Origin of the sequence: Undibacterium cyanobacteriorum (genome assembly GCF_031326225.1) — a bacterium.
Taxonomy (GTDB): Bacteria; Pseudomonadota; Gammaproteobacteria; order Burkholderiales; family Burkholderiaceae_D; genus Undibacterium; species Undibacterium cyanobacteriorum.
In genome coordinates this window covers 2,447,062-2,472,031 of the sequence record NZ_CP133720.1, presented here as the reverse complement: position 1 = coordinate 2,472,031, position 24,970 = coordinate 2,447,062, and the positions used below count along the sequence as shown (strand labels likewise).

Sequence of the window (24,970 nt, the reverse complement as noted above, 5' to 3'; positions counted from 1 at the left end):
GTCAGCTCCTATTTCTGCACTAAATATTCTGGCGATGCCATGGTCAGATAAATAGCCAAGTAGACGCGATTTTTCTTGGCGTTTTCGATATTGGTTGTGTTTGTCGCGGGAATCGTCACGGAGTTGACGGCGCTTAAGATTTGACCTCTTAAAGATGAACTCATTTGATTCGCCATTAAGAGAAGATTGACTTGGTCGAGCAGTTGATCTGGTGTGCTCGCTAATGCAATCAAGTTCGTATAGTCCGCTTTAACATCGCGAGAAGATCCAACGCCATTGGGGATAATGTCACGCATGAAATTCAGGTAGCCAACGACCGATGGTTCGGCCACGATCTGCATTTCAGGGGCCACCAATTTAGCATTTGCGATCTCGGAATTTGGAGGGACGTAGCCTGGGCGGTAAAAATTGAATACCGTCGGTGAGCGCATCGGTGTCTGCGCGAGGCTAGTCAAGGGGTCGTCAAGGCTCGTGACCTTGAAAAAAGTCGAAGTCGATTTTGCATTGAAGGCCCGCATCCAATTGGCTAAACGTACGACGGGTTCACGGAGCTTTCCTGTACCTGCGTTTGATAGGACAGGATCATTGCGCGCTTCGGTATCCATTAAGATTGCCTTAACGACGGCTTTCATGTCGCCTCGTACGCCTTTGCCGTTGTCGTTGAAAGCAGCACTTACTCGGGCCACATACTGTGGGCTAGGATTGCTGGTCACTAAACGTTGAATCAATTGTTTGCTGATGAATGGCCCCACGTTGGGGTGATTGAAAAGGGTATCGAGGGCGGTCTTTAGACTCGCTTCTGGATTGGCGGGAGATTGTGGCGCAATAGTTACCCCCAAAAATTTCTTCTCAGAGATTGAGTGAAAGTTGGGGTAGGACTGCATCGGTAATACGTCACGATTTGGATCAGCGTTTCCGCCAAAAAAGCGAGTGCTCGTCTTATCGGGACCTGCCCAGCTCCAGCCAGTAAAGACTTTGGCTAGGCCCCTGATGTCGGCGTAGCTATAAGTCTCGACAGGTTTTCCATTGACTAAGACATTTGTACCATCTGGGTTGAGTTGATAAAGGCCAATCGTGAAAAGCTGCATTACTTCACGTGCGTAGTTTTCATCAGGGACGCGCGTGCCTGATTCTTTCTGGTTGCGCATCGAGGTTAAATAGATTCCCATCATGGGATGTAAAGAGACATTCTCAAGGAGAGTTCTGAAATTGCCAAAGGCGCCGCTGGCAAGGGTGTCATAGTAGGATGCGACGCCGCGCGGGTAGTTATTGACACCACTATCCTGGAATGAAATAACAAAAATTTCAGATAAGGCGAAGGCGACGCGTTGCCTTAATTGGTCTTCGCCCGTGACAGCTTGCTGCCAGTAGGATTCGAAGAAGTTGTTTTGGCTCAGTCCGCTGATCCCATTCAATAATCCTGCAGCGGTCGTGTCCATGTATGTCTTATGTAGGCTTTGATTTTTTGTGAATTGCACATCGATCCAATTCGAGATGCCTGTGGACATCAATAAATTGATATCGGCATTGGTGGCACCGAAAGTAGCTTGGCCAAGGAAGCGCGAGGCTTGGCTGGCGGTTGGAAAGTTTGTGGTGTTTGGTATGGTGCCGAGCAAAGCGTCAATTAAGCCTTTGGCCACACTTGTGTCGGATGGTGTGACGGTCGCCGCAATGGCCATCCCTTTGGAAATTGAATCTGAATCACTGATGTAACTAATACCTTGTGCGATGGCAAACTCGCGTGAAACGCTGTTTTTGTTATCGAGTAGATTCGCCACCCATCCGTATGTCGGATCACCGCTAAACGTATGTGCGGAACTCAACATGACACGGACTAGCGTGCCGCGTGTGGTCGCGCCACTTGCTAGACTGTTGGACCAATATTCGAGACCTTGTTGGTCTGGGTTGGGACGGCCCAACACATTTTTGTAGATCAGAGTAACGAAAGCTTCGTTCGTCATTGTGGCTGAATATCCTGTCTCATTCGGGAAAAACAAAGCCGCCGCATAGAATGATTCGCCGATCTGATCGAGGCTCATGCCTGCTTTGAAACGGTCTATCCAATACGCCAATCCATTAGCGTCGGGAACGCGATTGAAGTAGGCGATATAGAGTTCAATCAGGATATTCAAGTCTTTCGCCGCGATACTCGAAGCCTTTCCGGCGATTTCTAAGTTGATTGAGATATCTTTGAACAACAAGGCCTTAATTGTTGGGGCCACGGCGGTCGTCCCATCTGTCCCAACTCTATCGGTCACACTGAGACCGGTTGGTGTGGCGGTGATGGTGTAATTGGAACGTGGGCCATTAAAGCTGATGGCACTAGTTCCGATGATCGGTGGACCAGCGTACACGGCGCTTGTGTTCGTGCTTTGACCGCTTGAAGAGTCGGTTTTTCCGCAGGCAGCAAGCGCGATAGTGCAGCAGATGAGCAGTAGTACTTTCAGAGTGTTCATTACGCGTTCGGTAAAGCTGGGCATGTAATTCATCGGGGTCTCCTCAACGCGGCATGACTTTGAGCTTGCTTTATTCAGTCTCTGCGAGAGTCTGGTGTACAAATGAAGAAAGAATTAATTTCGATTGTGTTGGCACTTCGAAGAATTCAAATCCATAACGGAACTCGTCGGCGTTTTCTGTTTCGACGATCGAGCGAACTATGATAGGCAAGGTGAGGTAGGCATCTTCGCCAGCCGTCGTTACTTTGAACTTAATCACGCCAGTATCGCCTTTGGCGCCGATCTGACGCTTGATGATCCCGGAAGTGCCGCCCATGCTGATATCGCTTAAGGTCGCTGCCGCCGTTTGCTCCGGAGTGCCGACTGTAACCGAAGCGATGATCTTGACGCTGGCGCGAGAGTTTTGACGTATCGTGGTACAGCGCACAATTTTGGGGTAAGACAAATGCAAATAGGCATGCGGCGTATAGACAGACTTGATTGCATAAGCCGTAAACGCATAGGCCTTCTTGCCTGGAAATGCACGTACGATAAAAGTTTGCCCATCGCGAATAATCGCGCCGCGACCATCAATTCTTGGTGCTGTTACGAGGATCGATTGATTCTTCACATAGCCGATCAGTTTCACGGTGTAACGAATGGCCGCGTTATCATGCACCTGTAAGAAAAAAGTTTCACCCACGTGCCAACGTACACTATCAAGATCGAGCATGACCGATTCTTTGTTGAGCTCGTCCTGTTCATTCGCATTAGAAATGCTCGTAGGCTGGATGATCGGTTCTAGCGGAACGTTGGGCACCGTAATTTTCGGTGCTGGCTGGGAAAAAGTATTGCTTTGTGTCGGGGCAGGTAAGGGTTTTTGATCGTTATTCGGATCTTCTAGCGAGTCCTCGAAATAGCCATCTTCGACAATACTGTCAAATTCATTTTGATCAGTAATGACTGAGCCAGCATCGTGAATCTGGTTGCCCCATGCATCGAAGATAGCCCAAGGCAGTGGAACTCCCAATGCAATCTTGTCTTTCTCTACAGGTGTTAGCGCTCCGAGTTGGCTCATAATGAAGGGAAATGCAAGTGGAAAATGCTTTCTATTGTATATCGGAAATAGTGTTGTAGAAGCCATAAAAAAAGCCGCTGGCTTGCGCTGGCGGCTTTTTGTTGTGATTTTGATAGAGTCGCAAGTAGTCACTAATTGCGCCGATAGCAAATCAGTTGGCGATCTCACCATCCTTTTTGACGCAATCGACGAAGTAACCAATTTTTCCATCAACTTCAGCTTTCACAAGACCATGACAGTCCGTTTCAAAACCAGGGAACTGTTCATTGAAGACGCGCACGAACTTGAGGTAGTCGACAATCGTCTTATTGAAACGCTCACCCGGAATCAAGAGCGGGATACCTGGCGGATAAGGAGTCAACAAGATCGCAGTGACACGACCTTCCAATTCATCAATCGAAACACGTTCAATTTCACGATGTGCCATCATGGCAAATGCATCGGATGGCTTCATCGCAGGTTGCATATCGGACAAATACATCTCTGTCGTTAAGCGTGCTACATCATGAGATTTATACACTTCATGGATGCGTTGGCAAAGGTCGCGCAGACCAACGCCTTCATAGCGCGGATTAGCGGCAGCAAACTCTGGCAAAATGCGCCACATCGGTTGATTTTTATCGTAGTCATCTTTGAACTGCTGCAAAGCAGTCAACAAGGTGTTCCAACGGCCTTTGGTAATACCGATCGTGAACATGATGAAGAACGAATACAGACCACATTTTTCAATGATAACGCCATGTTCAGCCAAATATTTCGTCACGATCGATGCAGGAATGCCGGTCTCAGCAAACTTACCTTCGAGTGAAAGACCTGGTGTGACGATGGTTGCTTTGATCGGGTCGAGCATGTTGAAGCCTGAGGCCAACTTGCCGAAGCCATGCCAATCATCTTCTGCACGAATCATCCAATCTTCACGGGTGCCAATGCCATCTTCGGAGAAATGATCGGGGCCCCACACTTGGAACCACCAGTCTTGTCCCCACTCTTGATCGACTTTGCGCATCGCACGACGGAAGTCCAGTGCTTCCAAGATCGATTCTTCCACCAAGGCTGTACCACCGGGTGCTTCCATCATCGCTGCAGCGATATCGCACGACGCGATAATTGAATATTGCGGAGATGTGGATGTATGCATCAAATAGGCTTCATTGAAGCTATCTTTGTCGAGCTTCACCGTCTCAGATTCACGCACCAAAATTTGCGAGGCTTGAGAGATACCCGCTAGTAATTTATGTGTCGATTGCGTTGAGAAGATCATCGACTTCTTGGCACGTGGACGATCTTTGCTGATGGCATGCATGTCTTGGTAGAAGCTGTGGAAGGTTGCATGTGGCAACCAAGCTTCGTCGAAGTGCAGCGTATCAATCTCGCCATCCAACATGTTCTTCAATGTTTCCACGTTGTACAAAACACCGTCGTAAGTGGATTGTGTGATCGTCAAAATACGTGGTTTCTTGTTCTTTGATGCGCGAGCAAACGGGTTTGCTTCAATTTTCTTTTGGATGCTTTCCATGGAAAATTCTTCCAATGGAATAGGGCCGATAATACCAAGATGATTACGGGTTGGCATCAAGAAAACGGGGATTGCTCCACACATAATAATCGAGTGCAAAATCGATTTGTGGCAGTTACGGTCGACCACCACGATGTCGCCTGGTGCAACGGTTGAGTGCCAGACCATCTTGTTTGAAGTTGATGTGCCGTTGGTCACAAAATAGCAGTGATCCGCATTGAAAATACGGGCTGCATTGCGCTCGGAAGCCGCTACGGGACCAGTATGATCCAGCAACTGACCTAATTCTTCAACCGCGTTACAGACGTCAGCACGCAACATGTTTTCACCAAAGAATTGATGAAACATCTGACCGATTGGTGACTTCAAAAATGCCACACCACCCGAGTGTCCAGGGCAGTGCCAAGAGTAAGAACCATCGTTCGCGTAATGTACTAAAGCACGGAAGAATGGTGGCGCTAAACTATCGAGGTAAGACTTAGCTTCACGGATGATATGGCGCGCCACAAACTCTGGCGTATCTTCAAACATGTGAATAAAGCCGTGCAATTCGCGCAAGATATCATTAGGGATGTGACGCGAAGTGCGCGTTTCACCATAGAGATAAATCGGGATGTCGGCGTTCTTGTAACGGATTTCTTCGACAAATGCGCGCAATGGTTTTAAGGCCAAATCACTTTCTTCGTCGGTGCCTTCACCGAATTCTTCATCGTCGATCGATAAAATAAATGCAGAGGCGCGCGATTGCTGTTGTGCGAACTGCGAAAGGTCACCATAGCTAGTGACACCCAACACTTCCATGCCTTCTTTTTCCATAGCATCAGCAAGAGCGCGAATGCCTAGACCAGAAGTGTTTTCAGAACGGAAGTCTTCGTCAATGATGACGATGGGGAAGCGGAATTTCATTAAGGTCTCCAAAAAGCTTGTTACGGGAGACGCCTGGGCCAGTTCGTTAAACCGCTTGCGCGCCAAAAAAATAAAGATGCGAATTTTCGCAGAAATGCAGGTCTCGTTGTCAAAAAAATTGAGGAAATTTGCGGATAATCGACATGATTTCAGGATATTTCACAGCTTTGATACAAAAAAGCCTATAAAAAGCAGCTCTAGCCGATTTCGGCCCTCGACTCGTATCATTAATCGGGTGGTGCCAGCGGCGCTTTAGTCTCGACTTCGGTTTTGCCTTTATTGAAAAATGTTTGTCGAAGTCCATCGGCACTATACAGAATTAAGCCCAACCAAATCCCCATAAAGCCGATCAGCTTGTCGTTACCGAAGTGTTCGTTGTATAAGACCACGCCCATCAAGAGTTGGATGCTCGGGGAGATATATTGCAGCAGTCCCAAGGTTGCCATGGGAATGCGTCGTGCGCCCGCTGCAAACAATAGAAGAGGAATGGCAGTAATGGGCCCAGCAGCTATGATCAATAACTGAATTGATAAGTTGGCTTGAAGAAATCCGTTTTGTCCTTGGATAGCCAAGAACGTGAGATAAGCAAACGCGAACGGAAATAAGATCAGGGTTTCGAGTGAAAGTCCTTCTAAAGCGCCGAGACTGGCTGTCTTGCGTAGCAAGCCGTACATGCCGAAGGTGCAAGCGAGACTTAAACCGATATAAGGAAGATGCCCGAGATGAAACGTCATCCAAGCCACACCCGCTGCGGCACAAAACACCGCAAGGGTTTGCGCAGGACGCAGTTTTTCCTTGAGAAGGAGGAAGCCTAATAGAACGTTGACCAGCGGCGTCATGAAGTAACCGAGGCTGGCATCTACAATACGTTCATTGTTGACCGACCAAATGTAAATGAACCAGTTGGTTGATAAGAGTGCAGCACTAGCGGCGAATCTCAATACGACGCGAGGTTGTTTGATGATGTCGCTGAGCCATGCCCACTGCTTGCGTATGCTTAAGATGATCCCCAAGAAAAGTAGCGCCCACACCATTCTATGCATCAAAATCTCGAGCGGTGCTACCTCACGCAAGGCACGAAAGTAGATCGGGAATAGTCCCCACAGTAAATAACAGCTAGCGGCGTAAATAATGCCTTGGCGCATACGATAGGATGGAGTGAGTGACCGAGTGAGTGAGAAAGCCGGCGCGTGGAAGTCCGTGCAGCAAGACGAAGCAATTTACGCAAAACAAGATTATCGCAGCAATTACTCTTGTTTGCTGAAGGGAAGCTGGGATAAGTGATTTGAAATGAATTTACCTGCCTTGAAATGCGCACCCTCGTGCACATATGCTTAACTCGTATGCTTTGAAATGACTGGTCGAAAGGGTGATGATGTGGGCTTTAGCCGTAATTTGTGTGGGTTTGATATTGGCGTTTTTCGTGATCCCACGTTTGCGTTTGCAACGTGTCTTAAGCCGCGCGTTTCCCTCTCATCATGCGAAGATTTTGCGACGTTACGTGCCACAGTATCGCTATATGCCGGTGGATTTGCAGTTGCAATTGAAACAGAGGGTGAAACAATTTTTGTTTGAAAAAACCTTTGTCGGATGTAACGGACTTGAGATTACCGATGAAATAAGGGTTTGCATTGCAGGACGCGCCTGTCTGTTGCTGTTGAATCGTGATGCGCAAGTGTTCCCAAAGTTGACCCACATTTTGGTCTATCCCGATGTGTTTCACGCGCCTCGTCAACAAGTGCAAATGGGCGGTGTCGTCACTGAGGTAGCACACAGTCTTAGCGGTGAATCGTGGAGTGATGGGCGAGTCATTCTGGCATGGCAAGAAGTTATGCGTTCGAGTGTAGATGATGGAAGGGCACATGATGTGGTGATCCACGAATTCGCGCATCAATTGGACAGCGAAGATGGGAGCACCGACGGTGCGCCATCTTTGCCAAGTCGACGTGCTTATCGGGATTGGGCGAAGGTGTTTTCCGCAGAATATGACAGGCTGTGCCAAGCGCTTGAGCAGGGATACCAAACTTTGATCGACCCCTACGGTGCCAGCAATCCAGCGGAGTTTTTTGCTGTGTGCAGCGAGAGCTATTTTTATCAAGCTGATTTGCTAGCGCACTATCATCCCGAATTGTTTCAACAGCTGTACAACTACTATTGTGTCGATCCTCGTGATTGGAAGTAGTTCGATGCTACTGGCGAGTACGTGCTTCGCGGATTTGCTTGCACAACATTTCAGTTGCATCGAGCACTCTCGGACCAGCTCGATGCAACCAATCACCTGGAATGCTAAACAGATTTTTCTTCTTCACTGCACTCAAGTTGGGAAATTGATTCCACTCGTTTTGCAACTTCCCACTTTCTTTACCGCTGCTAAAAATAACATCCGGATTTGTCGCTAACATTGCTTCAACCGTGATGGTCGCACTGATGTCTTTCAGATCCCCAAACACATTCGTGCCGCCACAGATTTCGATCATCTTCGAGACAAAGTGATCTTTGTTGACGGTCATCAGTGGCGATTTCACCATCTGATGAAATACACGGACTGGGGTCTGTTTGTTTTTGAGCTGATATTCTTGATTGAGGCTTTGCAGGCGTTGTCGGAAAAGTCGAGCGTTCTCCTTACCGACAACCTCAGTACCGCTCAGAATGGCGATCTTCTCAATACTACTGGCGATATCTTCAAAGCTATGCGGCTCGTTTTCATATACGGTCAATTGATTGTCACGTAGTTTCTGCGCCAAATGCTTAGCGTTACCGGTTCCCCAGATGATGACCAGATCGGGTTTAAGAGCAATCAGACGCTCTAAATCAAGCGCAAAAATACTGCCGATAGAGGCGACTTTTTTCGCGTCTTCTGGGTAATCGCTGTATTCCGACACGCCAACAAGCTGTTTGCCTGCGCCAGCGGCAAACACAAGTTCTGTGACATGTGGCGCGAGGCTGATGATGCGTTTTGCTGGCTGTGTCAGGCGGACAGTTCGCTTGCCATCATCGATCACACTGACGTCTGCATAGGCACTATGTGTCGTCCCTATACAAGCAAAGAGGAGGGTGATCCAAGCGATAGTTTCGAATCTAAAAAAGGAGCGCATTAAATTTCGAGATTGTCGATGAGACGTGTGTTGCCCAGCTTTGCCGCGGTCAACACCACCAGCGCCTCATTAGCCGCGATATCTTCCACTGTTGGAGCTTGTAAATTCGAGCGTTTGCGAATCGCCACGTAGTCTGGCTTCCAGTCACGCGCAGACAAGTCTTGCATGGCTTGGCGTTCAATCGTTACCAAGTCATGGTTACCAGCGCGGACGCTTTCTGCCACGCGATTAAGCGTTTGATAGAGGAAGGGCGCTTCTTCCCGCTCAGTGCTACTCAAATAGCCATTGCGTGATGAGAGCGCAAGACCATCATCGGCACGCCAAGTTTCGGCTGCAATAATCTCAGTCGGCAAGGCAAACTGTTTTGCCATCTTGCGGATGATCATCAGCTGTTGATAGTCTTTTTTTCCGAACACCGCAACTTTTGGTTGTACGCACGAAAACAACTTCATTACCACGGTGCTGACGCCGTTGAAAAAACCTGGACGGAATTCTCCTTCGAGGATGTCACCCAGATCGTTAGGCGGTTGAACGCGATATTCTTGTGGTTCAGGATATAAATCTTTTTCTGTCGGTGCGAAGAGAACATATACACCTTCTTTTTCCAACTTCTCAACGTCAGCCTCGAACGTGCGTGGGTATTTGTCGAAATCTTCGTTTGGCCCAAATTGGAGCCGATTAACAAAGATCGATGCAACAACTGGATCACCGTGACGACGTGCAAGGCGCATCAATGAAAGATGTCCTTCATGGAGATTCCCCATAGTAGGAACAAACGCGGTTCGTAACTGGCCACGTAATTGGTCACGCAGTTCTTCGATGCTAGAAATGATTTTCATGGGAATCTTGGTGTGTGATAAAGGGTGAAACTTGTTTTTATTGGTGTGTACTACAGCATTAAACCGGAGCGTATGCAAGTCTCACGTAAATCGGTGCGAATGACTCTGCCTGTGTAATTTCAATTAAGGTCTCTTTGGCTAGCTCTAGTAGGGCGACAAAATTGACTACCACCACGGGAGCGCCTCGACTTGGATCGAATAATTCAGAAAACTCAACGAATTTGTGGTCTTGTAAGCGACGCAGAATGGAGCTCATGTGTTCGCGGACCGATAATTCTTCTCGGCTAATTTTATGATGGGCGACGAGTTTGGCACGTTTCAAGACGTCAGCCCAAGCTTGTTTTAAATCGTTGAGATCAACTTGTGGCCAATGTAAAACCGTGTTCTGTTCGATAAAAACTTGCGCGTGCAAAAAATCACGACCGAGCTGTGGCATCGCATTGAGTTCGTAGGCTGCCAGTTTCATTTGCTCATACTCGAGCAGACGGCGCACCAGTGCAGCGCGCGGATCGTCAGCTTCTTCGCCCTCTTGTGTTTTGTTACTCGGAACGAGCATGCGAGATTTGATCTCAATCAGCATGGCCGCCATCAGCAAATACTCCGCCGCTAACTCGAGGTTATGTTTGCGTATTTGATCGACATATTGCAGGTATTGCTGAGTGACCTGCGCCATAGGAATGTCAAGAATATTGAAATTCTGTTTGCGGATCAGGTAGAGCAATAAATCAAGTGGTCCTTCAAATGCTTCAAGAAAAATCTCAAGAGCATCGGGTGGAATGTATAAGTCGTTCGGTAGCTTGAACAGGGGCTCGCCATATAATTTGGCGAAAGCTAAGCCGTCCACGACATCGGGCGTCGTGTCATTGTTACCGGCTGGAGGTAACTCGGTCGCTTGAATTGATGAGGTCGACATCCGTCGTTTTGCGATAGAGCCTTACAGTAACCTAAAACCTAGGAGCGCAAGGCATGAATGCAATTATTTAGTCTGATAGACGTAGGCTTGCTGCTTTACACGTGCCTCGTTGACGCGACGTTGATTATCTAAATCAATCGGTGCCTTATCCCAAAGCAAAGCACGACCATCGCGTTGAGATTGCTCGAGATTCGGGTTAGCTTGTTTGAGACCATTCAAAAATTGAGTCGCTTCAGACTGATAAAGAGAGAATTGTTTTGAGAATTTCATTGGTGAATGCCAGAAAAAATGAGTTTCACGTGATTTGCACGCTGAACGCGTAAGTTTGTTATTTTACCTTGTAACGCGGGAAAGCTGATGAGCTTCGCACACAATTGCCAATCGGAACAACGATTTTTTATATCGTCCGATGATTTCAGGTGTGATTTTCGTTGTTCCGAATCTTTCTACTAGGCGCGAACCCCATTTATCGCATTTTCAAAATGTTGCATCCGCTGCAAAAGTAAAGAGCAATCAACATCTTTAATAAGCAAGGCATTGTGCTCCGCTTTCAGAAATCCGGCTTGAACCGCATTTTCCAAGAAGTGTAAGAGATGGTCGTAGTAAGAATTGACATTTAACAGGCCGAGCGGTTTATGGTGGAAACCGAGCTGTAGCCAAGTAAACATCTCAAATAACTCCTCAAGAGTACCTAATCCGCCCGGCATGGCAATGAAACCATCCGAAAGCTCAGCCATTAATGCTTTGCGTTCGTGCATATTGTTGACAATATGCAACTTTTGCAAATTGGGGTGACCGACTTCGCGATCAAAGAGTGCTTGGGGAATGACTCCGGTAACGTGTCCACCTAGGCGCAAGACTTCATCAGCGATCACCTTCATTAAGCCAACATCGCCGCCGCCATAAACGAGGTCGAGTTTATGCTCTACAAGCTGAGCCGCAAGATTCTTTGCTTGTGCAGTATATGTTGGCGAATTGCCCGAAGCGGAACCGCAGTAAACGCATACCGATTTCATTTCTGTCTTTCCGTTTTGAAAATCTAAGCTTGCTGCTTGATTTTCAGCAGATAGTCTTGTGAGAGTTTCTCAAATACTTCACGGGTATTGCCTCGTAAGTAGGGGCTAATCTGAACGATGACTTGGTAGCAGCCGCGCGCCAAGGATTCAGACATTGTTTGCAGTTCTGTATATTTTCTTGGATTTCTGACGTATTCGTAAGAGAGCCAGTAAGTGGCAACCACTACCATGTTGGTCGCTAATGCATCGATCGTGATGTCATCTGCATCGAATTCGCCATCAGCTCTGAGGCCAATGCAAAGTTCCGTCGCTACTTTAATCTTATGGTTCAGGATTTGTTTAAACGTCAACTCGAGTTTCCGATTGCGAGTGAGTAGGTCATTCAAGTCGCGATAGAAAAAACGATAGCGCCAAATCAGCTCAAATGTGAGATGCAAATAGGTCCAAATGTCTTGAATGTTGGCTTTGCGTCCTTGAGGAAAGGCGAGTTTCTTATTGATTTCCTCTTCGAACTGCAGGAAAAGGGAGTTGACGATATCTTCTTTGTTACGAAAATGGTAGTAAAGGTTGCCAGGCGAGATACTCATCTCTTCAGCAATAATCGTCGTGGTGATGTTAGGCTCACCAAAGTCATTAAAAAGCTTTAGTGAAAGGTCAAGAATTCTGTCTCGGGTGCGTCTTGGTGTCTTAGTCTGCATGAAAATGCCTATAGATCTTATTAGTCTTTAGTCTCGATCGTTTGGCATTAGAATAGCATTGATTAGAGTATTCTCCCAAATTTCTCGTGAGAAATTTGGGGTTTCACTGAAACTTATTTGAAACTTATAGCCGACCAGAAATGAAAGAGCTTCCAGCAAACTGATTAGTTTGAATTTTTTGTAACTGCGGGGAGTTCAATAAGTTTAGTTTTTGCGAGTCGGTCATGTAAAAACTGCATATTGCGTTCGAAGTATGCGGTCAAGGCCCAGAGGGTGAAACCGACGCCTACGGGAATGAGTGATGCCGTCTCTTTTAAGCCAAGTTGGTGTGCCACTACTAAGCCTGGCAAGCACCATCCCCATGCGAAACAATATCGTACGATAGCTTTAATCAACGGGAGTCGTTGACCATCAAGGTCAACGACTTTAATTCGCCATGTTTGCATGGCGAGCGTTTGTCCGGACCTTCGCCAAAAAAAGACAAAATAGCAACCTATGACGACGAAGAGAAACGCTTCGCGAGCTTCACGAAGCTTGAGTGCATGCTTGCTCTGCGTCACAACGTCAAAAATGAAGCTAGAAAAGAAAATAACGCCAAAAACCAAGAGCGCCTCATAGATCATGCATATAAGGCGCCGTTTGATAGAAGGTGTAATAAATTGTGGGGAGTTTGTTACTAAAGACACTATTTATTCGTTGTTGGTTGTGAAGTTGCTGAAGCGTCTAGTTTCGTCGGGGGAACCTTTTTAAGTGGTTCAAGTACGATTCCAGTCCGTTTTGATTCTGGTTGAATTGTTGTGACACTCTTCTTAGTTTTTGCCTCGGATGCGAGCTTTTGCTTCTCTGCGTCACTCAATTGTTGATACTGCTGCCATTGCGCTGATTTTTGCTCTGGCGACTTTTTTGCTGTATTCGTGAAGTTTTCGCGTGCCAGCATACGTTGCTCAGGACTGAGTTTGACCCATGCGGCCACTCTTTCTTGCACGCGCTTTTGCTCTTCAGGCTTCATCGTGGAATATTTGTCGGCAATGCCAAGCCATTTCTTTTGGCGCAAGCCGTCCATATTGTCCCACTCCGCCGACAAAGCAGAAAGAGCGGTTTTTTGCTCCACTGTGAGGTTCGTCCATTTTATTTGCGTCGAGTTGGCAACCGTACTTGAAGAACCCGCGTACGCCTGGAGGTGTGCGAGCCCTAACAGCGCTGCAATAATAACAACTGCGACTTTTATGTTTAAAAAACGAAAGCCGCTAAATTTGCTGCGTTTGCTAGGCTGACCGTATTTGCTCATAGCCAAATTTATTCCTCGACTTTTTGCTCAGAAGGTTTGTTGTCTTTGTTGAGATAGGCATTAAAACCATTGTCAACATAAGCATCTGGAGGTAACTCGTCAACTAAAACAGCCGCGTCAATTTCAGCTAAGTCATTGATTTGTTGTTGTTGTTCGTGTTCGTAGATGCCGTACAGGCCGACTGCGAGTACGATCAGAGGAAGTGAAAATGCGAGTTTTCTTAACCATGGACGTTGTGTGATAGAGCGTCCCGCGCCTCCCGCCAATGCACCACTAAGAGCAAGAATTGCGGCACCACCTTCAGGTTTTTGACGTGCTAATGCGAGCTCTCTTGCCTTAGCTAATTTTTCTAAGGTTGGCTCTGGTATGTTTTCTGCCGATTCGGTCATGGCGCGACGGACCTTGTATGCAAAGTCAATTTCGGCTTTTTCTTTGGCGTAGTTCATAAGTGCACTCCTAGAGCTTTAAGGGCGGCGGCTAAAGTGTGTGTGGCGCGAGAGCAATGCGTTTTGACGCTTCCTTCCGAGCAACCCATAGCAAGGGCGGTCTCCGCGACATCCATGTCTTCCCAGTAACGCATGAGAAAGGCTTCTCGTTGACGCGTTGGAAGTTTTTTTATTTCGTCATCAATGATATTGAGAACTTGTTCTCTTTCCAACTTATTTTCTGTTGATTCTGCAGCCTCGCTGCCTTCTTCAGATGAAAAATTTTCAAGCAAATCAAAATTGTCATCTTCGCCATCATTGGGGCCGATATTGGAAAACAGTGACACCCAGTTGTTACGAACTTTCTCGCGGCGGAAAAAATCAAGAATCGTGTTTTGTAAAATACGCTGGAATAGCAAAGGAAGTTCGGCGGCAGGCTTATCGCCGTATTTTTCGGATAACTTAATCATCGAGTCTTGAACGATGTCCAAGGCGGATTCTTCATTTCTAACCATGTAAACCGCGTGCTTAAAGGCACGGCGTTCTACGCCTTCGAGGAAGTTAGAAAGTTCTTTACTTGTAGCCATGCGTTTGGTTTTGTGATCCTAATGCAAAAATGGTGCAGAACAGTTTCTATGCTTTCAGATCTGTACTTGGCAATTTATTGCCAGTAACGTTATGAAATGAGAAAACGTTGACTGTTGATTCTCTGTGCGGTTGCTGAGCCTTTATATTTATTTTAGGCCATGATTCCGCTGCACCAAAAGTGCGCACATGCTAACAAAAAAATCTTCGACTGTCGCGCATTTTCGTGTTCGAAATCTGGCTGGAAGGGGAGTTTTGCCGTCAAATCAAATGAAAAACAAGAAATCCTATGAATATTCGCTAAATATACTTGACCTATTTGCTGCATCGCAGTACTGTAGAGCCTCGCCTCAAAATCTCGAGGTATCCCAACTTGTTGATTTGGCCCACAATGCCTGTGTCAGCAAGTCACTATCAGTAAATGTTAGTAGCTGTTTGTTCTAACCCATGCCACAAGCGTGAGAAATGTAAGATTTCTTAGCTATATCCTGTCTGCACGAGTCGCCATTAAGCTTTTTCTGGAATATCACCCAACGGGTGGTAGAAGGTAAAAGTGACCGCACAAAAAGGAACGTCAGGTGAATGCTGTTGAAACTTGAATTTCGTCAGGAAAGAACATCCGATCAATCTCCTATGGACCTTGAAAGGAAACAAGATGAGTTCAGAACGACCGTCCGATCGTCAATCGGAACGCGGTGCGGATAAGCATTCGGATCGCAACACTGAGTACACAGGCGCAGAAATTCTGGTCAAGTGCTTAGCAGAAGAAGGAGTAGAGCACGTTTTTGGTTATCCAGGCGGTGCCGTCCTTTATATCTACGACGCTATTTTTAATCAGCGCAAATTTCAACACGTATTGGTTCGCCACGAGCAAGCTGCAATTCATGCGGCAGATGCCTATTCGCGTTCGTCTAATAAAGTCGGTGTGGCTTTGGTGACGTCGGGGCCGGGTGTGACAAATGCTGTCACGGGTTTGGCGACCGCCTATATGGATTCCATTCCAATGGTCGTGATTTCTGGTCAGGTGCCAAGTCACGCCATTGGTGAAGATGCTTTCCAAGAGTGTGATACTGTTGGTATTACACGCCCTTGCGTGAAGCATAATTTCTTAGTGAAAGATGTTCGTCTGCTCGCGGAGACGGTAAAGAAAGCCTTCTTTATCGCGACGACTGGGCGTCCTGGTCCTGTTTTGATTGATATTCCGAAAGATATCAGTAATCAAAAAACGACTTATCACTATCCAAAAGAAATTGAAATGCGCTCTTATCGCCCAGTCGATAAAGGGCATGCAGGTCAAATTCGTAAAGCGGTGCAGTTGATGCTCCAAGCAGAGCGCCCCATGATTTATACCGGTGGTGGCGTGATTTTGGCAAACGCTGCGCCGGAATTGAATAAGTTGGTAGACCAACTGGGCTTCCCTTGCACTAATACTCTGATGGGTTTAGGTGGTTATCGCGCTACCGATGAAAAGTTCGTTGGTATGCCGGGCATGCACGGAACTTATGAGGCCAATATGGCGATGCAGCACTGTGACGTGTTGATCGCGATTGGCGCTCGTTTTGATGACCGTGTGATCGGTAATCCTAAGCATTTTGCGACACATCCACGCAAGATCATTCACGTTGATATTGATCCTTCGTCGATTTCCAAGCGCGTTAAAGTTGATATTCCTATCGTCGGCAATGTCAAAGATGTATTGGTGGAAATGTTGTCGCAATTGGCTGCCAGTGATGCTAAGCCAAACAGCAAGGGACTCGCCGATTGGTGGAAGCAAATCAATCAATGGCGCGCACAAGATTGTTTGGGCTATGAGAAATCGTCCACGATCATCAAGCCACAAGCCATTATTCAAAAAGTGTGTGAATTGACCAAGGGTGATGCCTTCATCACTTCAGACGTTGGTCAACACCAAATGTGGGCTGCACAGTACTACAAATTTAACAAACCACGCCGCTGGATTAATTCTGGTGGTTTGGGCACGATGGGTGTTGGTTTGCCGTATGCCATGGGCGTACAAATGGCGAATCCTGATGCCACTGTCGCTTGTATTACGGGAGAAGCCTCAATTCAAATGTGTATTCAAGAGCTTGCCACCTGCAAGCAATACCATTTGACTCCCAAAATTATTTTGCTGAATAACCGTGCGCTCGGCATGGTTCGCCAATGGCAGCAAATTGATTATGCAGGACGATACTCCGAATCCTATATGGACTCATTGCCAGACTTTACGAAGTTGGTCGAAGCATATGGACATGTGGGAATGAAAATTGAAAATCCAGCTGACGTAGACGGCGCTTTGCAAGAAGCGTTTGCTATGAAAGATAAATTGGTTTTCATGAACTTCATTACAGATCAAGACGAAAAAGTTTGGCCGATGGTAAAAGCTGGCAAAGGCTTGACTGAAATGTTGCTTGGTTCGGAGGACTTGTAATGCGACACATTATCTCTGTATTGCTCGAAAACGAAGCGGGCGCATTGTCGCGTGTAGTGGGCTTGTTCTCTGCGCGCGGTTACAACATTGAAACCTTGACGGTTGCTCCAACTGAAGATGCGACTTTGTCGCGTATGACCATTGTCACGACTGGCTCAGATGATGTGATCGAACAGATCACGAAACATTTGAATCGTTTGATCGAGGTCGTCAAGGTCGTTGATCTCACAGAAGGCGCTCACATCGAGCGCGAGCTGATGTTGATTAAAGTACGCGCAGTCGGTAAAGAACGCGAAGAAATGAAGCGTACAGCTGACATCTTCCGCGGTCGCATTATCGATGTGACTGAGAAAAGCTACACGATTGAACTCACAGGAAATAAAGGCAAGTTGGACGCCTTTATCGACTCCATTGATCGTGCGGCGATTCTGGAAACGGTGCGTACCGGTGGCTCTGGCATCGGTCGCGGCGAGCGCATTCTCAAAGTCTAAGCAATTCTCATTTTTAGCGCGTCATTTTTTATGGTGTTAGATCGGCACATAAACCTATGTCCGATGTAATGCTCACATGTTTCGTTTTTGATTAAATTTACTGAATAGGATACCAACATGAAAGTTTTTTACGATAAAGATTGTGATCTCTCTTTGATCAAAGGTAAGAAGGTTGCCATCATCGGTTACGGTTCTCAAGGTCACGCACATGCTCTGAATTTGAGTGAGTCAGGCTGTCAAATCACTGTGGCATTGCGCAAAGGTGGTGCTTCTTGGGATAAAGCAGAGAAAGCTGGCTTGAAAGTGGCAGAAGTCAATGATGCAGTGAAAGAAGCTGATGTCATCATGATTTTGCTGCCGGATGAAAACATCGCTCAAGTCTACGCTGAAAACGTTGCCCCACATGCGAAGCAAGGCGCCGTTTTGGCCTTCGCACACGGCTTCAATGTTCACTATGGTCAAGTCGTGCCACGCGCTGATATGGACGTTATCATGGTTGCGCCAAAAGCACCTGGTCATACAGTTCGTGCGACGTACACACAAGGTGGCGGTGTGCCACATCTGGTCGCTGTTTATCAAGATAAATCTGGCTCCGCCCGTGATATCGCTTTGTCCTATGCGATGGCGAACGGTGGTGGCCGTGCCGGCATTATCGAAACGAATTTCCGTGAAGAGACAGAAACGGATTTGTTCGGTGAACAGGCAGTTTTGTGCGGCGGCGCAGTCGAGTTAATTAAAGCTGGTTTTGAAACGTTGGTTGAAGCTGGTTATGCGCCAGAGATGGCGTATTTTGAGTGCTTGCACGAATTGAAGTTGATCGTTGATTTGATTTATGAAGGTGGTATCGCCAACATGAATTATTCGATCTCGAATAATGCTGAGTACGGCGAATACGTGACTGGTCCACGTGTGGTCACCGCAGAGACCAAAAACGCGATGCGTCAGTGCTTGAAAGATATTCAAACTGGTGAATATGCGAAGAGCTTCATCTTGGAAAACAAGGCAGGTGCGCCAACTCTAATTTCTCGTCGTCGCTTGAACTCTGAGCACCAAATTGAGCAGGTTGGTGCGAAATTGCGTGCGATGATGCCATGGATTGCTAAGAACAAAATGGTCGATCAATCGAAGAACTGATCGATCACTGCTCAAGGCATCATCCAACGTGCGCAAGCATGCGCACGTAGCATCGAAGCTAAAAACCACCCGCAGGGGTGTAATGCCGTTCAGTTCAGAAGTTTTTCGTAGCGTACGAACGGCATATCAGTTTGGTTTTGCCTTGACGACCCGGTCGAATTTTCGATCGGATCGTTCGTCTTTGAGGAGGCTAACCAGCCTTTCGCGTAGGAGTTTCATCGAGGCAGGGAGCTTTCCATAGGACCGCGTTACGGCAGCCCAATGTAGCTCAAACTGAATCAAGTGAAATGCGCGTATAAAACTCACTTCAGTTGGGTCGCATTTCACCACGAGAGCTGCTTTAGCGATTTCCAAGCGGATTAAATTGTAGGCGATCAACGTGCCCCAGATCTCTTGATATACGCCATCAACTGTTTGCGAGCCTAGTGTAAGCGCTGTTCCTAGCATGGTTTGCTTGAGCTCCCGATAGCTCGTTTCTATGCCCCATCGGTTCTCGTAACATCGGGCGATATCAACTTTCTTATACCGTTTGCGCTCACACAGGGAGGTCAATAAGATGTGCTTGCGCGCATGTTGATCAGTAACGGTTACGGCGCGTGCCTGCCAGAATTCTGGAAGCTCAGGACATTTCGCACGAGCCTGTGGTGATACGCACATTCGAACAATATAATCATCTTCGCTGCCCTCGAGGACCTCACATTTTGTGTTGGATTTAGCTGGGATAATGAAGTGACGATTGCGACCATTTTGTATCAGCGTCGTTAAGATTTCGGCTGATAAGAATCCACGATCAAAGACCGTCAGCGAGTCATCTGGAATCTCGGTAATCAATCGCTTCGCGTAAAGCATTTCATTCGTTCCATAGGGGCCGAACGCGGCAGCACGAACAATGTGTTTCGGCAGCGCCGTCAATGTCACGCCACGTACTTGAGGATAGCTTGCGATCGCACCGCTGGCATACAGTTGCTCGCCGAAATGCTCACGATTTTCTGGTGTGTCATGCGTGCGAAGTGTTGTTCCATCCATCGCAAAGAGCTGCAGCCCTTTGAACATGTAGGCTTTACTATCTTGCTCGGACCAATGGCGGGCGCAATGATCAAATAACCACTTTAAAGGTTCCGATCCGAGACGTTGGCGTGCTTGCGCAGCAGCACTTTTACTAACAAATGGCGAATGTGAGTCTGGTACAGCCAGCCCGAGATCATCAAGCACTTCACTGATCGATTTGTGTCGATAGATTGCCAAGGCAACCATGAGCCAAACTACCTGCTCAGCCGGTAACCGTCGATGACGAATACTCGTCGCTTCTGTACTCTGCACCGCTTGCTCTACCCATTCAACAGGTAAGTGCTCTCCCAGTCGCCTCCAGTCGGGCAATTCGAGATAATTGGCTAAGAAATGAATAGGTTCGTCGAGCATCGCGACGAAGGTTAACAGGATGACGTGACGTTTACAAGTGAAAAATAAAAATGCCGTTCAGCCTTAACTGAACGGCATTAACCCGCAGGGGTGGTTTTTTTTGCGATTCTCGGCGTTCATGGCGCTGTAGCTAGAAACTACCTGCAAGGCCGTGTTTCGTGCTTGCCAATTGAATTAAATGTCCTATCGATGATTCTTCGCCATCGCCATTAAACGTTCGAATAAATGCACATCTTGTTCGTTTTTGAGGAGCGCGCCATGTAGCGGTGGTATCGCGTATTTACCGTCTTTTGATTGTAGTATCTCATGTGAAATATCTTCTGCAAGCAATAGCCTGAGCCAATCGATCAGCTCTGAAGTCGAAGGTTTTTTCTTGATGCCGTTGACTTCACGAATTTGATAAAACGATTCCAAAGCGGCGGTGACAAGATCGGCTTTGAGGTTCGGGAAATGAACATCAACGATGGCGCGCATGGTGTCTTTATCTGGGAATTTAATGTAGTGAAAAAAGCAGCGACGCAAGAAAGCATCTGGTAATTCTTTTTCGTTATTCGACGTAATAATGACGAGCGGGCGATGTTTTGCTTTGATGAGTTCGCGGGTCTCGTACACATAGAATTCCATGCGGTCAATTTCACGCAATAGATCATTCGGGAATTCGATGTCTGCCTTATCGATTTCATCGATCAGCAAAACGACAGGTTGATCCGCGCTGAAGGCTTGCCAGAGAACGCCTTTGACAATGTAGTTTTGGATATCTTTCACACGTTCGTCGCCCAATTGAGAATCGCGCAAACGAGAGACGGCATCGTATTCGTACAAGCCCTGTTGTGCTTTCGTAGTCGACTTGATGTGCCATTGTAGGAGTGGCATTCCAAGTGCCGCAGCAACTTCTTCAGCGAGCATGGTTTTGCCAGTGCCGGGTTCCCCTTTGATTAATAGAGGGCGTTGCAGGGTGAGGGCGGCATTGACGGCGAGTTTCAAATCATCGGTGGCAACGTAGTTATCTGCGCCTTCAAATCGAATCGGAGTTGTCATGTTTTGTGTAACGTCCTGTAAGAAATTTGCTTGTCAGTATAAACAAATTTGTGCGCATCTTAGACGCTAAGTTTTAGAGGTTTGCTTACTAAGTGCTAGATTTATTTGTTCTTCGATGTCGGGTATGAGTTGGCATTTGAACTAGAAATTCTCGTTGCCGAAAAGCAGACGGCAGTGTCGAAATTTGCGCAAAATTAATTTTTATCGGCTAAAATACTGATTTAAATCAATCTGTCACTCTGTTTCTTGAATTGGCTAAAATGAAAAAATTAATCGCTTTGCTCGCATTGGCGAGCGCTACGCAGTTGAGCGCTGCTGCAGATATCAAAGGCAATGCTGAAGCTGCTAAAAACAAAGTTGCGATGTGTATCGGCTGCCACGCAATTCCTGGTTATAAAGCTACCTTCCCACAAGTTTACCAAGTGCCAATGATTGGTGGTCAGAGCGAAGCTTATATCAAGAGTGCTTTGGAAGCCTATCGCAAAGGCGATCGCAAGCACCCATCGATGCGTGGTATTGCTGGCAGCTTGAGCGATCAAGACATTGCTGATCTCGCAGCTTATTACTCACAACAAAAATAAGATGGGAATTCAAATGAAAAAAATCGTTTTAGCTATTGCTATGATTGCAGCGTCCTCAACAGCGTTTGCAGGTGGTAACATCGCTGCGGGTAAAGAAGCTGCTGCAAAATTCAATTGCGCATCTTGCCACGGTGATAAATTTACGAATCCGATCGACCCAAGCTATCCAAAACTTGCGGGTCAGCACAAAGATTATTTGGTACAAGCTTTGAAGGCTTACCAACGTGGTGCTAACGGTCTGGCAGGTCGTAGCAATGCAATTATGGAAGGTCAAGCCAAAGCTTTGAGTAATGCAGATATCGAAAACATCGCTGCATACTTAAATAGCTTGCCGACAGAACTCGTGTTGAAGAAATAATTCAAATTAGAGAGTTAAGTCCTTGAAAAGCCGCGAGATCATCGCGGCTTTTTTATTTTCCAGCACGGCGCATTAATGCTGCAATATAGGCTTCGCCATCAGGTGGCGTGCCATTGCGTTGTGAGGTCCAAATCATTTCCCCGAGACAGTCCATCATTTCGTGGTGTGCTTCGTGGATCGAGTTCTTCTTGTAGGCGAGTGCCTCGTAGGCTACACGAACGCCATGCGGTTGATTGATCGTGACTTGCTCGGCAATCGTGAGATGCATCGACAAGTGTAGGAAAGGATTGGTCTTGCCGCTTTCAACATTGTAATCACGTGCTAGTGCAGCGTCGACATCGCGAAAATCCTCAGTATATTCGGGGTGCTCCGCAATCCAATCTGCGGCGATCGTTTCAAGTGGCGTGAGCAATTCTTTCGCGTGATATTTTCGAAAGGTTTCGCAAAAGAAGCGTCGCACATCGGCTTGACTAGGATTGAACATAGATCTTATTTGGGTCGGGAGAGGGACGATAAAGAGCGCGCATTTTACCTTGATTTTGATTGAGAGGTATCGAGCTATTGTTGGGCGCGCTTTGAGCTTCTAATAAGAGGCATTCTTAAAATTACTGTATCATTTCGCACTTCAAAAATACAAGGAGCTGGTAATGTTAAGCCAAGAACAACTCGCGTTGCTGTTTTCAAATGCGCGTACCCATAATGAATGGTTGGATAAACCGATTTCAGATGAGCAATTGCATGCCATTTACGATGCGATGAAATGGGGGCCGACTTCGGCGAATAGCTCACCGGCGCGGATCGTGTTTGTGAAATCTTCAGAGCAGAAAGCAAAGTTAGTCGCATGTATGTCACCTGGAAATGCCGAAAAAACGCGTAAGGCTCCAGTCACAGCGATTGTCGGCATGGATATGGTCTTTTATGAACAATTAATTAAATTGTTTCCGCATGCCCCCGATGCTCGTTCGTGGTTTGAAGGCAATGATGCAGTCGTTGAATCAACGGCGTTCCGTAACTCAAGCCTTCAGGGTGCTTACATGATGTTAGCGGCGCGCGCAGTTGGTTTGGACTGTGGGCCTATGTCAGGCTTCGACGCAGAAAAAATCAATGCGGAATTTTTTGCTGGTAGCAATGTGAAGGTAAATTTTGTTTGCAATTTGGGTTACGGTGATGCTGCAAAATTATTCCCGCGTTCGCCACGTTTAAGCTTTGACGAGGCGTGCAAGATCGTTTGATTTGATTTTTGTCCTGTCTAGCTCAATCGAGCAAGATGTAAAAGTTGAAGGCGCCACTACCGGAGATCCGGTAGTGGCGTTTTTTCTTTGAACTCACACAAATCATTGATCATGCAATTCCAGCATTTCGGGTTGCGCGCAATGCAGGTATAGCGACCGTGCAGAATGAGCCAGTGGTGTGCGTCGAGGCGAAACTCTTTTGGTACATGTTTGAGCAAATTAGCTTCGACAATATCGACATTCTTGCCAGGTGCGATACCCGTGCGATTAGAGACGCGGAAAATATGCGTATCAACGGCAATGGTCGGTTCACCGAAGGCTGTATTTAAAACGACATTAGCTGTTTTTCGGCCAACTCCAGGTAAGGCTTCTAATGCTTCGCGCACTCTAGGTACTTGCCCGCCATGTTGCTCAATCAAAATTCTGCATGTGGCAATCGTATTCTTGGCTTTGGTTCGATAGAGACCGATGGTCTGAATGAAAGGGATCAAACCTTCCTCTCCAAGCGCGAGAATCGCCTGCGGTGTATTGGCCACCGGATAGAGTTTGCGAGTCGCTTTGTTGACCGAGACGTCGGTTGCTTGGGCTGACAAAAGTACCGCGATTAAAAGCTCAAAAGGGCTGGTGTACTCGAGCTCTGTCGCCGGATTCGGATTTTGCTGGCGGAGTCGAGTGAAAATCTGCTGACGTTTTTCTTGATTCATGGTCGCGTGCTCATACTGGCATAGTTATGAGGTCTTTTATTGGGTCTTTTATTGTGTTTTTTTTAGGGCTGCTTTTCGAATCGCATCGGCGATGATGCGTTTTTTGCGATCCTTCTCATCCAGCTCTGCTTGTGTTTGGCTAAGTTCTGCTTCGACTAGTTTGAGCTTTTCTTGTGCCTTGGCTAGTAAACGTGCTTGATTTTCTTGTTTTTCACGAATTAAGCGCTGCTTCCGCGAGAGGTAGCGTTGTTTCGCGGAGTCTGCTTGGGTGGTCGACCATGCCGCCCAGCCCGTTGCAGGGCTTGAGCTACGGTCTACATCTTCCATCGTGATGCAATCAACAGGGCAGGGATCAAGGCAAAGGTCGCAACCAGTGCAAAGTTCTGGGATAACCGTATGCATGTGCTTGTTAGCGCCCATAATGGCATCAACGGGGCAGGCTTGTATGCAAAGCGTACAACCTATGCAATGTTGCTCATCAATCAAAGCAACTCGTAACGGTCGTTCAACACCATGCTGTGGATTGAGTGCAATGATAGGCTGTTGAATTAACTGCGCGATCCGTGCAATGCCTTCTGCTCCACCGGGTGGGCATTGATTGTAGCTAGCTTCTTTATTTGCAATGGCGACGGCGTAGCTTGAGCAGTCTGGATAACCACATTTGGTGCATTGTGTTTGCGGAAGAATGCGATCGATTTGTTCGGCGAGTGAACTAGACACGATGAGAATGTACTATGGGTAAATGTTCGAAGGCCGTATTATCCTTGCAAAGTGGGTACTAGACAAAT

26 protein-coding genes are annotated in these 24,970 nt (G+C 47.0%); 7 read left to right on the top strand and 19 right to left on the bottom strand.

The features are described from left to right. Nucleotides 1-8: 8 nt before the first annotated feature. From RF679_RS10390 to rarD, 4 genes are all read right to left on the bottom strand, one after another. Nucleotides 9-2,489 carry a DUF1800 family protein gene (locus RF679_RS10390; RefSeq protein WP_309480571.1) on the bottom strand — a complete coding sequence of 827 codons (2,481 nt, stop codon included), beginning with the start codon at nt 2,487-2,489 and terminating at the stop codon, nt 9-11. A 37-nt stretch (nt 2,490-2,526) separates the two neighbouring features. Next, complete coding sequence (locus tag RF679_RS10385) at nt 2,527-3,513, bottom strand: flagellar brake protein (RefSeq protein ID WP_309480570.1); 987 nt, start codon at nt 3,511-3,513, stop codon at nt 2,527-2,529. Nucleotides 3,514-3,664: 151 nt separating this feature from the next. Then, the gene (locus RF679_RS10380; protein WP_309480569.1) at nt 3,665-5,935 is read right to left on the bottom strand and encodes an arginine/lysine/ornithine decarboxylase; all 2,271 of its coding nucleotides are present in this window, start codon (nt 5,933-5,935) and stop codon (nt 3,665-3,667) included. Between the two features lie 227 nt (nt 5,936-6,162). Continuing rightward, nucleotides 6,163-7,080, bottom strand: coding sequence for an EamA family transporter RarD (gene rarD / locus RF679_RS10375; protein WP_309480568.1), 918 nt, complete (start codon nt 7,078-7,080; stop codon nt 6,163-6,165). A gap of 227 nt (nt 7,081-7,307) precedes the next feature. On the opposite strand from rarD, the gene RF679_RS10370 reads away from it, so the two are divergent. Next, nucleotides 7,308-8,117 carry a M90 family metallopeptidase gene (locus tag RF679_RS10370; RefSeq protein ID WP_309480567.1) on the top strand — a complete coding sequence of 270 codons (810 nt, stop codon included), beginning with the start codon at nt 7,308-7,310 and terminating at the stop codon, nt 8,115-8,117. Nucleotides 8,118-8,124: 7 nt separating this feature from the next. Here the strand turns inward: RF679_RS10370 and RF679_RS10365 are convergent, their stop codons facing one another. From RF679_RS10365 to RF679_RS10320, 10 genes are all read right to left on the bottom strand, one after another. Next, nucleotides 8,125-9,030 carry a cobalamin-binding protein gene (locus RF679_RS10365; RefSeq protein WP_309480566.1) on the bottom strand — a complete coding sequence of 302 codons (906 nt, stop codon included), beginning with the start codon at nt 9,028-9,030 and terminating at the stop codon, nt 8,125-8,127. Continuing rightward, nucleotides 9,030-9,869 carry a pantoate--beta-alanine ligase gene (panC, locus tag RF679_RS10360; protein WP_309480565.1) on the bottom strand — a complete coding sequence of 280 codons (840 nt, stop codon included), beginning with the start codon at nt 9,867-9,869 and terminating at the stop codon, nt 9,030-9,032. Before panC ends, RF679_RS10365 begins: the two co-directional genes overlap by 1 nt. Before the next feature lie 58 nt (nt 9,870-9,927). Continuing rightward, on the bottom strand, nt 9,928-10,782 hold the full coding sequence (locus RF679_RS10355; RefSeq protein ID WP_309480564.1) for a segregation and condensation protein A: 855 nt from the start codon (nt 10,780-10,782) through the stop codon (nt 9,928-9,930). A gap of 63 nt (nt 10,783-10,845) precedes the next feature. Then, nucleotides 10,846-11,052 (bottom strand): DUF3460 family protein, encoded by a 207-nt coding sequence (locus RF679_RS10350; RefSeq protein ID WP_309480563.1) that lies wholly within the window; start codon nt 11,050-11,052, stop codon nt 10,846-10,848. Nucleotides 11,053-11,231: 179 nt separating this feature from the next. Further along, nucleotides 11,232-11,798 (bottom strand): LOG family protein, encoded by a 567-nt coding sequence (locus RF679_RS10345; protein WP_309480562.1) that lies wholly within the window; start codon nt 11,796-11,798, stop codon nt 11,232-11,234. Nucleotides 11,799-11,821: 23 nt separating this feature from the next. After that, entirely contained in the window at nt 11,822-12,496 is a 675-nt protein-coding gene (locus RF679_RS10340; RefSeq protein WP_309480561.1) for a TetR/AcrR family transcriptional regulator, read from the bottom strand. Nucleotides 12,497-12,660: 164 nt separating this feature from the next. Then, nucleotides 12,661-13,182, bottom strand: a complete 522-nt coding sequence (locus RF679_RS10335; RefSeq protein ID WP_309480560.1) for an RDD family protein — start codon at nt 13,180-13,182, stop codon at nt 12,661-12,663. Beyond that, nucleotides 13,182-13,607 (bottom strand): DUF3106 domain-containing protein, encoded by a 426-nt coding sequence (locus RF679_RS10330; protein WP_373921667.1) that lies wholly within the window; start codon nt 13,605-13,607, stop codon nt 13,182-13,184. The genes RF679_RS10335 and RF679_RS10330 overlap by 1 nt, the downstream gene beginning before the upstream one ends. 185 nt (nt 13,608-13,792) lie before the next feature. Further along, the gene (locus RF679_RS10325) at nt 13,793-14,230 is read right to left on the bottom strand and encodes a DUF3619 family protein (protein ID WP_309480558.1); all 438 of its coding nucleotides are present in this window, start codon (nt 14,228-14,230) and stop codon (nt 13,793-13,795) included. Then, nucleotides 14,227-14,796 carry an RNA polymerase sigma factor gene (locus RF679_RS10320; RefSeq protein WP_309480557.1) on the bottom strand — a complete coding sequence of 190 codons (570 nt, stop codon included), beginning with the start codon at nt 14,794-14,796 and terminating at the stop codon, nt 14,227-14,229. Before RF679_RS10320 ends, RF679_RS10325 begins: the two co-directional genes overlap by 4 nt. Before the next feature lie 653 nt (nt 14,797-15,449). Between RF679_RS10320 and RF679_RS10315 the strand changes: the two genes are divergently transcribed. From RF679_RS10315 to ilvC, 3 genes are all read left to right on the top strand, one after another. Then, nucleotides 15,450-17,225 (top strand): acetolactate synthase 3 catalytic subunit, encoded by a 1,776-nt coding sequence (locus tag RF679_RS10315; RefSeq protein ID WP_309480556.1) that lies wholly within the window; start codon nt 15,450-15,452, stop codon nt 17,223-17,225. After that, a complete protein-coding gene (gene ilvN, locus RF679_RS10310) occupies nt 17,225-17,716 on the top strand; it encodes an acetolactate synthase small subunit (protein ID WP_309480555.1) in 492 nt (163 codons plus the stop codon). Before RF679_RS10315 ends, ilvN begins: the two co-directional genes overlap by 1 nt. A 117-nt stretch (nt 17,717-17,833) precedes the next feature. After that, on the top strand, nt 17,834-18,850 hold the full coding sequence (ilvC, locus tag RF679_RS10305; protein WP_309480554.1) for a ketol-acid reductoisomerase: 1,017 nt from the start codon (nt 17,834-17,836) through the stop codon (nt 18,848-18,850). Between the two features lie 126 nt (nt 18,851-18,976). Here the strand turns inward: ilvC and RF679_RS10300 are convergent, their stop codons facing one another. Next, the gene (locus RF679_RS10300) at nt 18,977-20,269 is read right to left on the bottom strand and encodes an IS4 family transposase (RefSeq protein WP_309480553.1); all 1,293 of its coding nucleotides are present in this window, start codon (nt 20,267-20,269) and stop codon (nt 18,977-18,979) included. Between the two features lie 183 nt (nt 20,270-20,452). Beyond that, nucleotides 20,453-21,307, bottom strand: a complete 855-nt coding sequence (locus RF679_RS10295; RefSeq protein ID WP_309480552.1) for an AAA family ATPase — start codon at nt 21,305-21,307, stop codon at nt 20,453-20,455. Between the two features lie 260 nt (nt 21,308-21,567). On the opposite strand from RF679_RS10295, the gene RF679_RS10290 reads away from it, so the two are divergent. Further along, nucleotides 21,568-21,888: a c-type cytochrome gene (locus tag RF679_RS10290; RefSeq protein ID WP_309480551.1), complete on the top strand. Its 321-nt coding sequence runs from the start codon at nt 21,568-21,570 to the stop codon at nt 21,886-21,888. Nucleotides 21,889-21,901: 13 nt separating this feature from the next. Beyond that, a complete protein-coding gene (locus RF679_RS10285) occupies nt 21,902-22,246 on the top strand; it encodes a c-type cytochrome (RefSeq protein ID WP_309480550.1) in 345 nt (114 codons plus the stop codon). A 52-nt stretch (nt 22,247-22,298) separates the two neighbouring features. On the opposite strand, the gene RF679_RS10280 is transcribed toward RF679_RS10285, so the two are convergent. Then, nucleotides 22,299-22,730, bottom strand: a complete 432-nt coding sequence (locus RF679_RS10280; protein ID WP_309480549.1) for a DUF1841 family protein — start codon at nt 22,728-22,730, stop codon at nt 22,299-22,301. Between the two features lie 163 nt (nt 22,731-22,893). On the opposite strand from RF679_RS10280, the gene RF679_RS10275 reads away from it, so the two are divergent. After that, complete coding sequence (locus RF679_RS10275) at nt 22,894-23,478, top strand: malonic semialdehyde reductase (protein WP_309480548.1); 585 nt, start codon at nt 22,894-22,896, stop codon at nt 23,476-23,478. Between the two features lie 56 nt (nt 23,479-23,534). Here the strand turns inward: RF679_RS10275 and nth are convergent, their stop codons facing one another. Then, complete coding sequence (gene nth, locus RF679_RS10270; protein ID WP_309480547.1) at nt 23,535-24,182, bottom strand: endonuclease III; 648 nt, start codon at nt 24,180-24,182, stop codon at nt 23,535-23,537. A gap of 48 nt (nt 24,183-24,230) precedes the next feature. After that, nucleotides 24,231-24,902 (bottom strand): electron transport complex subunit RsxB, encoded by a 672-nt coding sequence (gene rsxB, locus RF679_RS10265; RefSeq protein ID WP_309480546.1) that lies wholly within the window; start codon nt 24,900-24,902, stop codon nt 24,231-24,233. Nucleotides 24,903-24,970: the final 68 nt, after the last annotated feature.

What these genes read in the sequence shown, in the direction of transcription:
- RF679_RS10315 (WP_309480556.1), top strand. Translation starts at nt 15,450, where the DNA reads ATGAGTTCAGAACGACCGTCCGATCGTCAATCGGAACGCGGTGCGGAT.
- RF679_RS10365 (WP_309480566.1), bottom strand. Translation starts at nt 9,030, where the DNA reads ATGCGCTCCTTTTTTAGATTCGAAACTATCGCTTGGATCACCCTCCTC.
- RF679_RS10370 (WP_309480567.1), top strand. Translation starts at nt 7,308, where the DNA reads ATGATGTGGGCTTTAGCCGTAATTTGTGTGGGTTTGATATTGGCGTTT.
- RF679_RS10345 (WP_309480562.1), bottom strand. Translation starts at nt 11,798, where the DNA reads ATGAAATCGGTATGCGTTTACTGCGGTTCCGCTTCGGGCAATTCGCCA.
- ilvN (WP_309480555.1), top strand. Translation starts at nt 17,225, where the DNA reads ATGCGACACATTATCTCTGTATTGCTCGAAAACGAAGCGGGCGCATTG.
- rarD (WP_309480568.1), bottom strand. Translation starts at nt 7,080, where the DNA reads ATGCGCCAAGGCATTATTTACGCCGCTAGCTGTTATTTACTGTGGGGA.
- RF679_RS10280 (WP_309480549.1), bottom strand. Translation starts at nt 22,730, where the DNA reads ATGTTCAATCCTAGTCAAGCCGATGTGCGACGCTTCTTTTGCGAAACC.
- RF679_RS10275 (WP_309480548.1), top strand. Translation starts at nt 22,894, where the DNA reads ATGTTAAGCCAAGAACAACTCGCGTTGCTGTTTTCAAATGCGCGTACC.
- RF679_RS10325 (WP_309480558.1), bottom strand. Translation starts at nt 14,230, where the DNA reads ATGAACTACGCCAAAGAAAAAGCCGAAATTGACTTTGCATACAAGGTC.
- panC (WP_309480565.1), bottom strand. Translation starts at nt 9,869, where the DNA reads ATGAAAATCATTTCTAGCATCGAAGAACTGCGTGACCAATTACGTGGC.
- RF679_RS10340 (WP_309480561.1), bottom strand. Translation starts at nt 12,496, where the DNA reads ATGCAGACTAAGACACCAAGACGCACCCGAGACAGAATTCTTGACCTT.
- RF679_RS10290 (WP_309480551.1), top strand. Translation starts at nt 21,568, where the DNA reads ATGAAAAAATTAATCGCTTTGCTCGCATTGGCGAGCGCTACGCAGTTG.
- RF679_RS10320 (WP_309480557.1), bottom strand. Translation starts at nt 14,796, where the DNA reads ATGGCTACAAGTAAAGAACTTTCTAACTTCCTCGAAGGCGTAGAACGC.
- RF679_RS10355 (WP_309480564.1), bottom strand. Translation starts at nt 10,782, where the DNA reads ATGTCGACCTCATCAATTCAAGCGACCGAGTTACCTCCAGCCGGTAAC.
- RF679_RS10285 (WP_309480550.1), top strand. Translation starts at nt 21,902, where the DNA reads ATGAAAAAAATCGTTTTAGCTATTGCTATGATTGCAGCGTCCTCAACA.
- RF679_RS10380 (WP_309480569.1), bottom strand. Translation starts at nt 5,935, where the DNA reads ATGAAATTCCGCTTCCCCATCGTCATCATTGACGAAGACTTCCGTTCT.
- RF679_RS10295 (WP_309480552.1), bottom strand. Translation starts at nt 21,307, where the DNA reads ATGACAACTCCGATTCGATTTGAAGGCGCAGATAACTACGTTGCCACC.
- RF679_RS10350 (WP_309480563.1), bottom strand. Translation starts at nt 11,052, where the DNA reads ATGAAATTCTCAAAACAATTCTCTCTTTATCAGTCTGAAGCGACTCAA.
- RF679_RS10300 (WP_309480553.1), bottom strand. Translation starts at nt 20,269, where the DNA reads ATGCTCGACGAACCTATTCATTTCTTAGCCAATTATCTCGAATTGCCC.
- ilvC (WP_309480554.1), top strand. Translation starts at nt 17,834, where the DNA reads ATGAAAGTTTTTTACGATAAAGATTGTGATCTCTCTTTGATCAAAGGT.
- RF679_RS10390 (WP_309480571.1), bottom strand. Translation starts at nt 2,489, where the DNA reads ATGAATTACATGCCCAGCTTTACCGAACGCGTAATGAACACTCTGAAA.
- nth (WP_309480547.1), bottom strand. Translation starts at nt 24,182, where the DNA reads ATGAATCAAGAAAAACGTCAGCAGATTTTCACTCGACTCCGCCAGCAA.
- RF679_RS10385 (WP_309480570.1), bottom strand. Translation starts at nt 3,513, where the DNA reads ATGAGCCAACTCGGAGCGCTAACACCTGTAGAGAAAGACAAGATTGCA.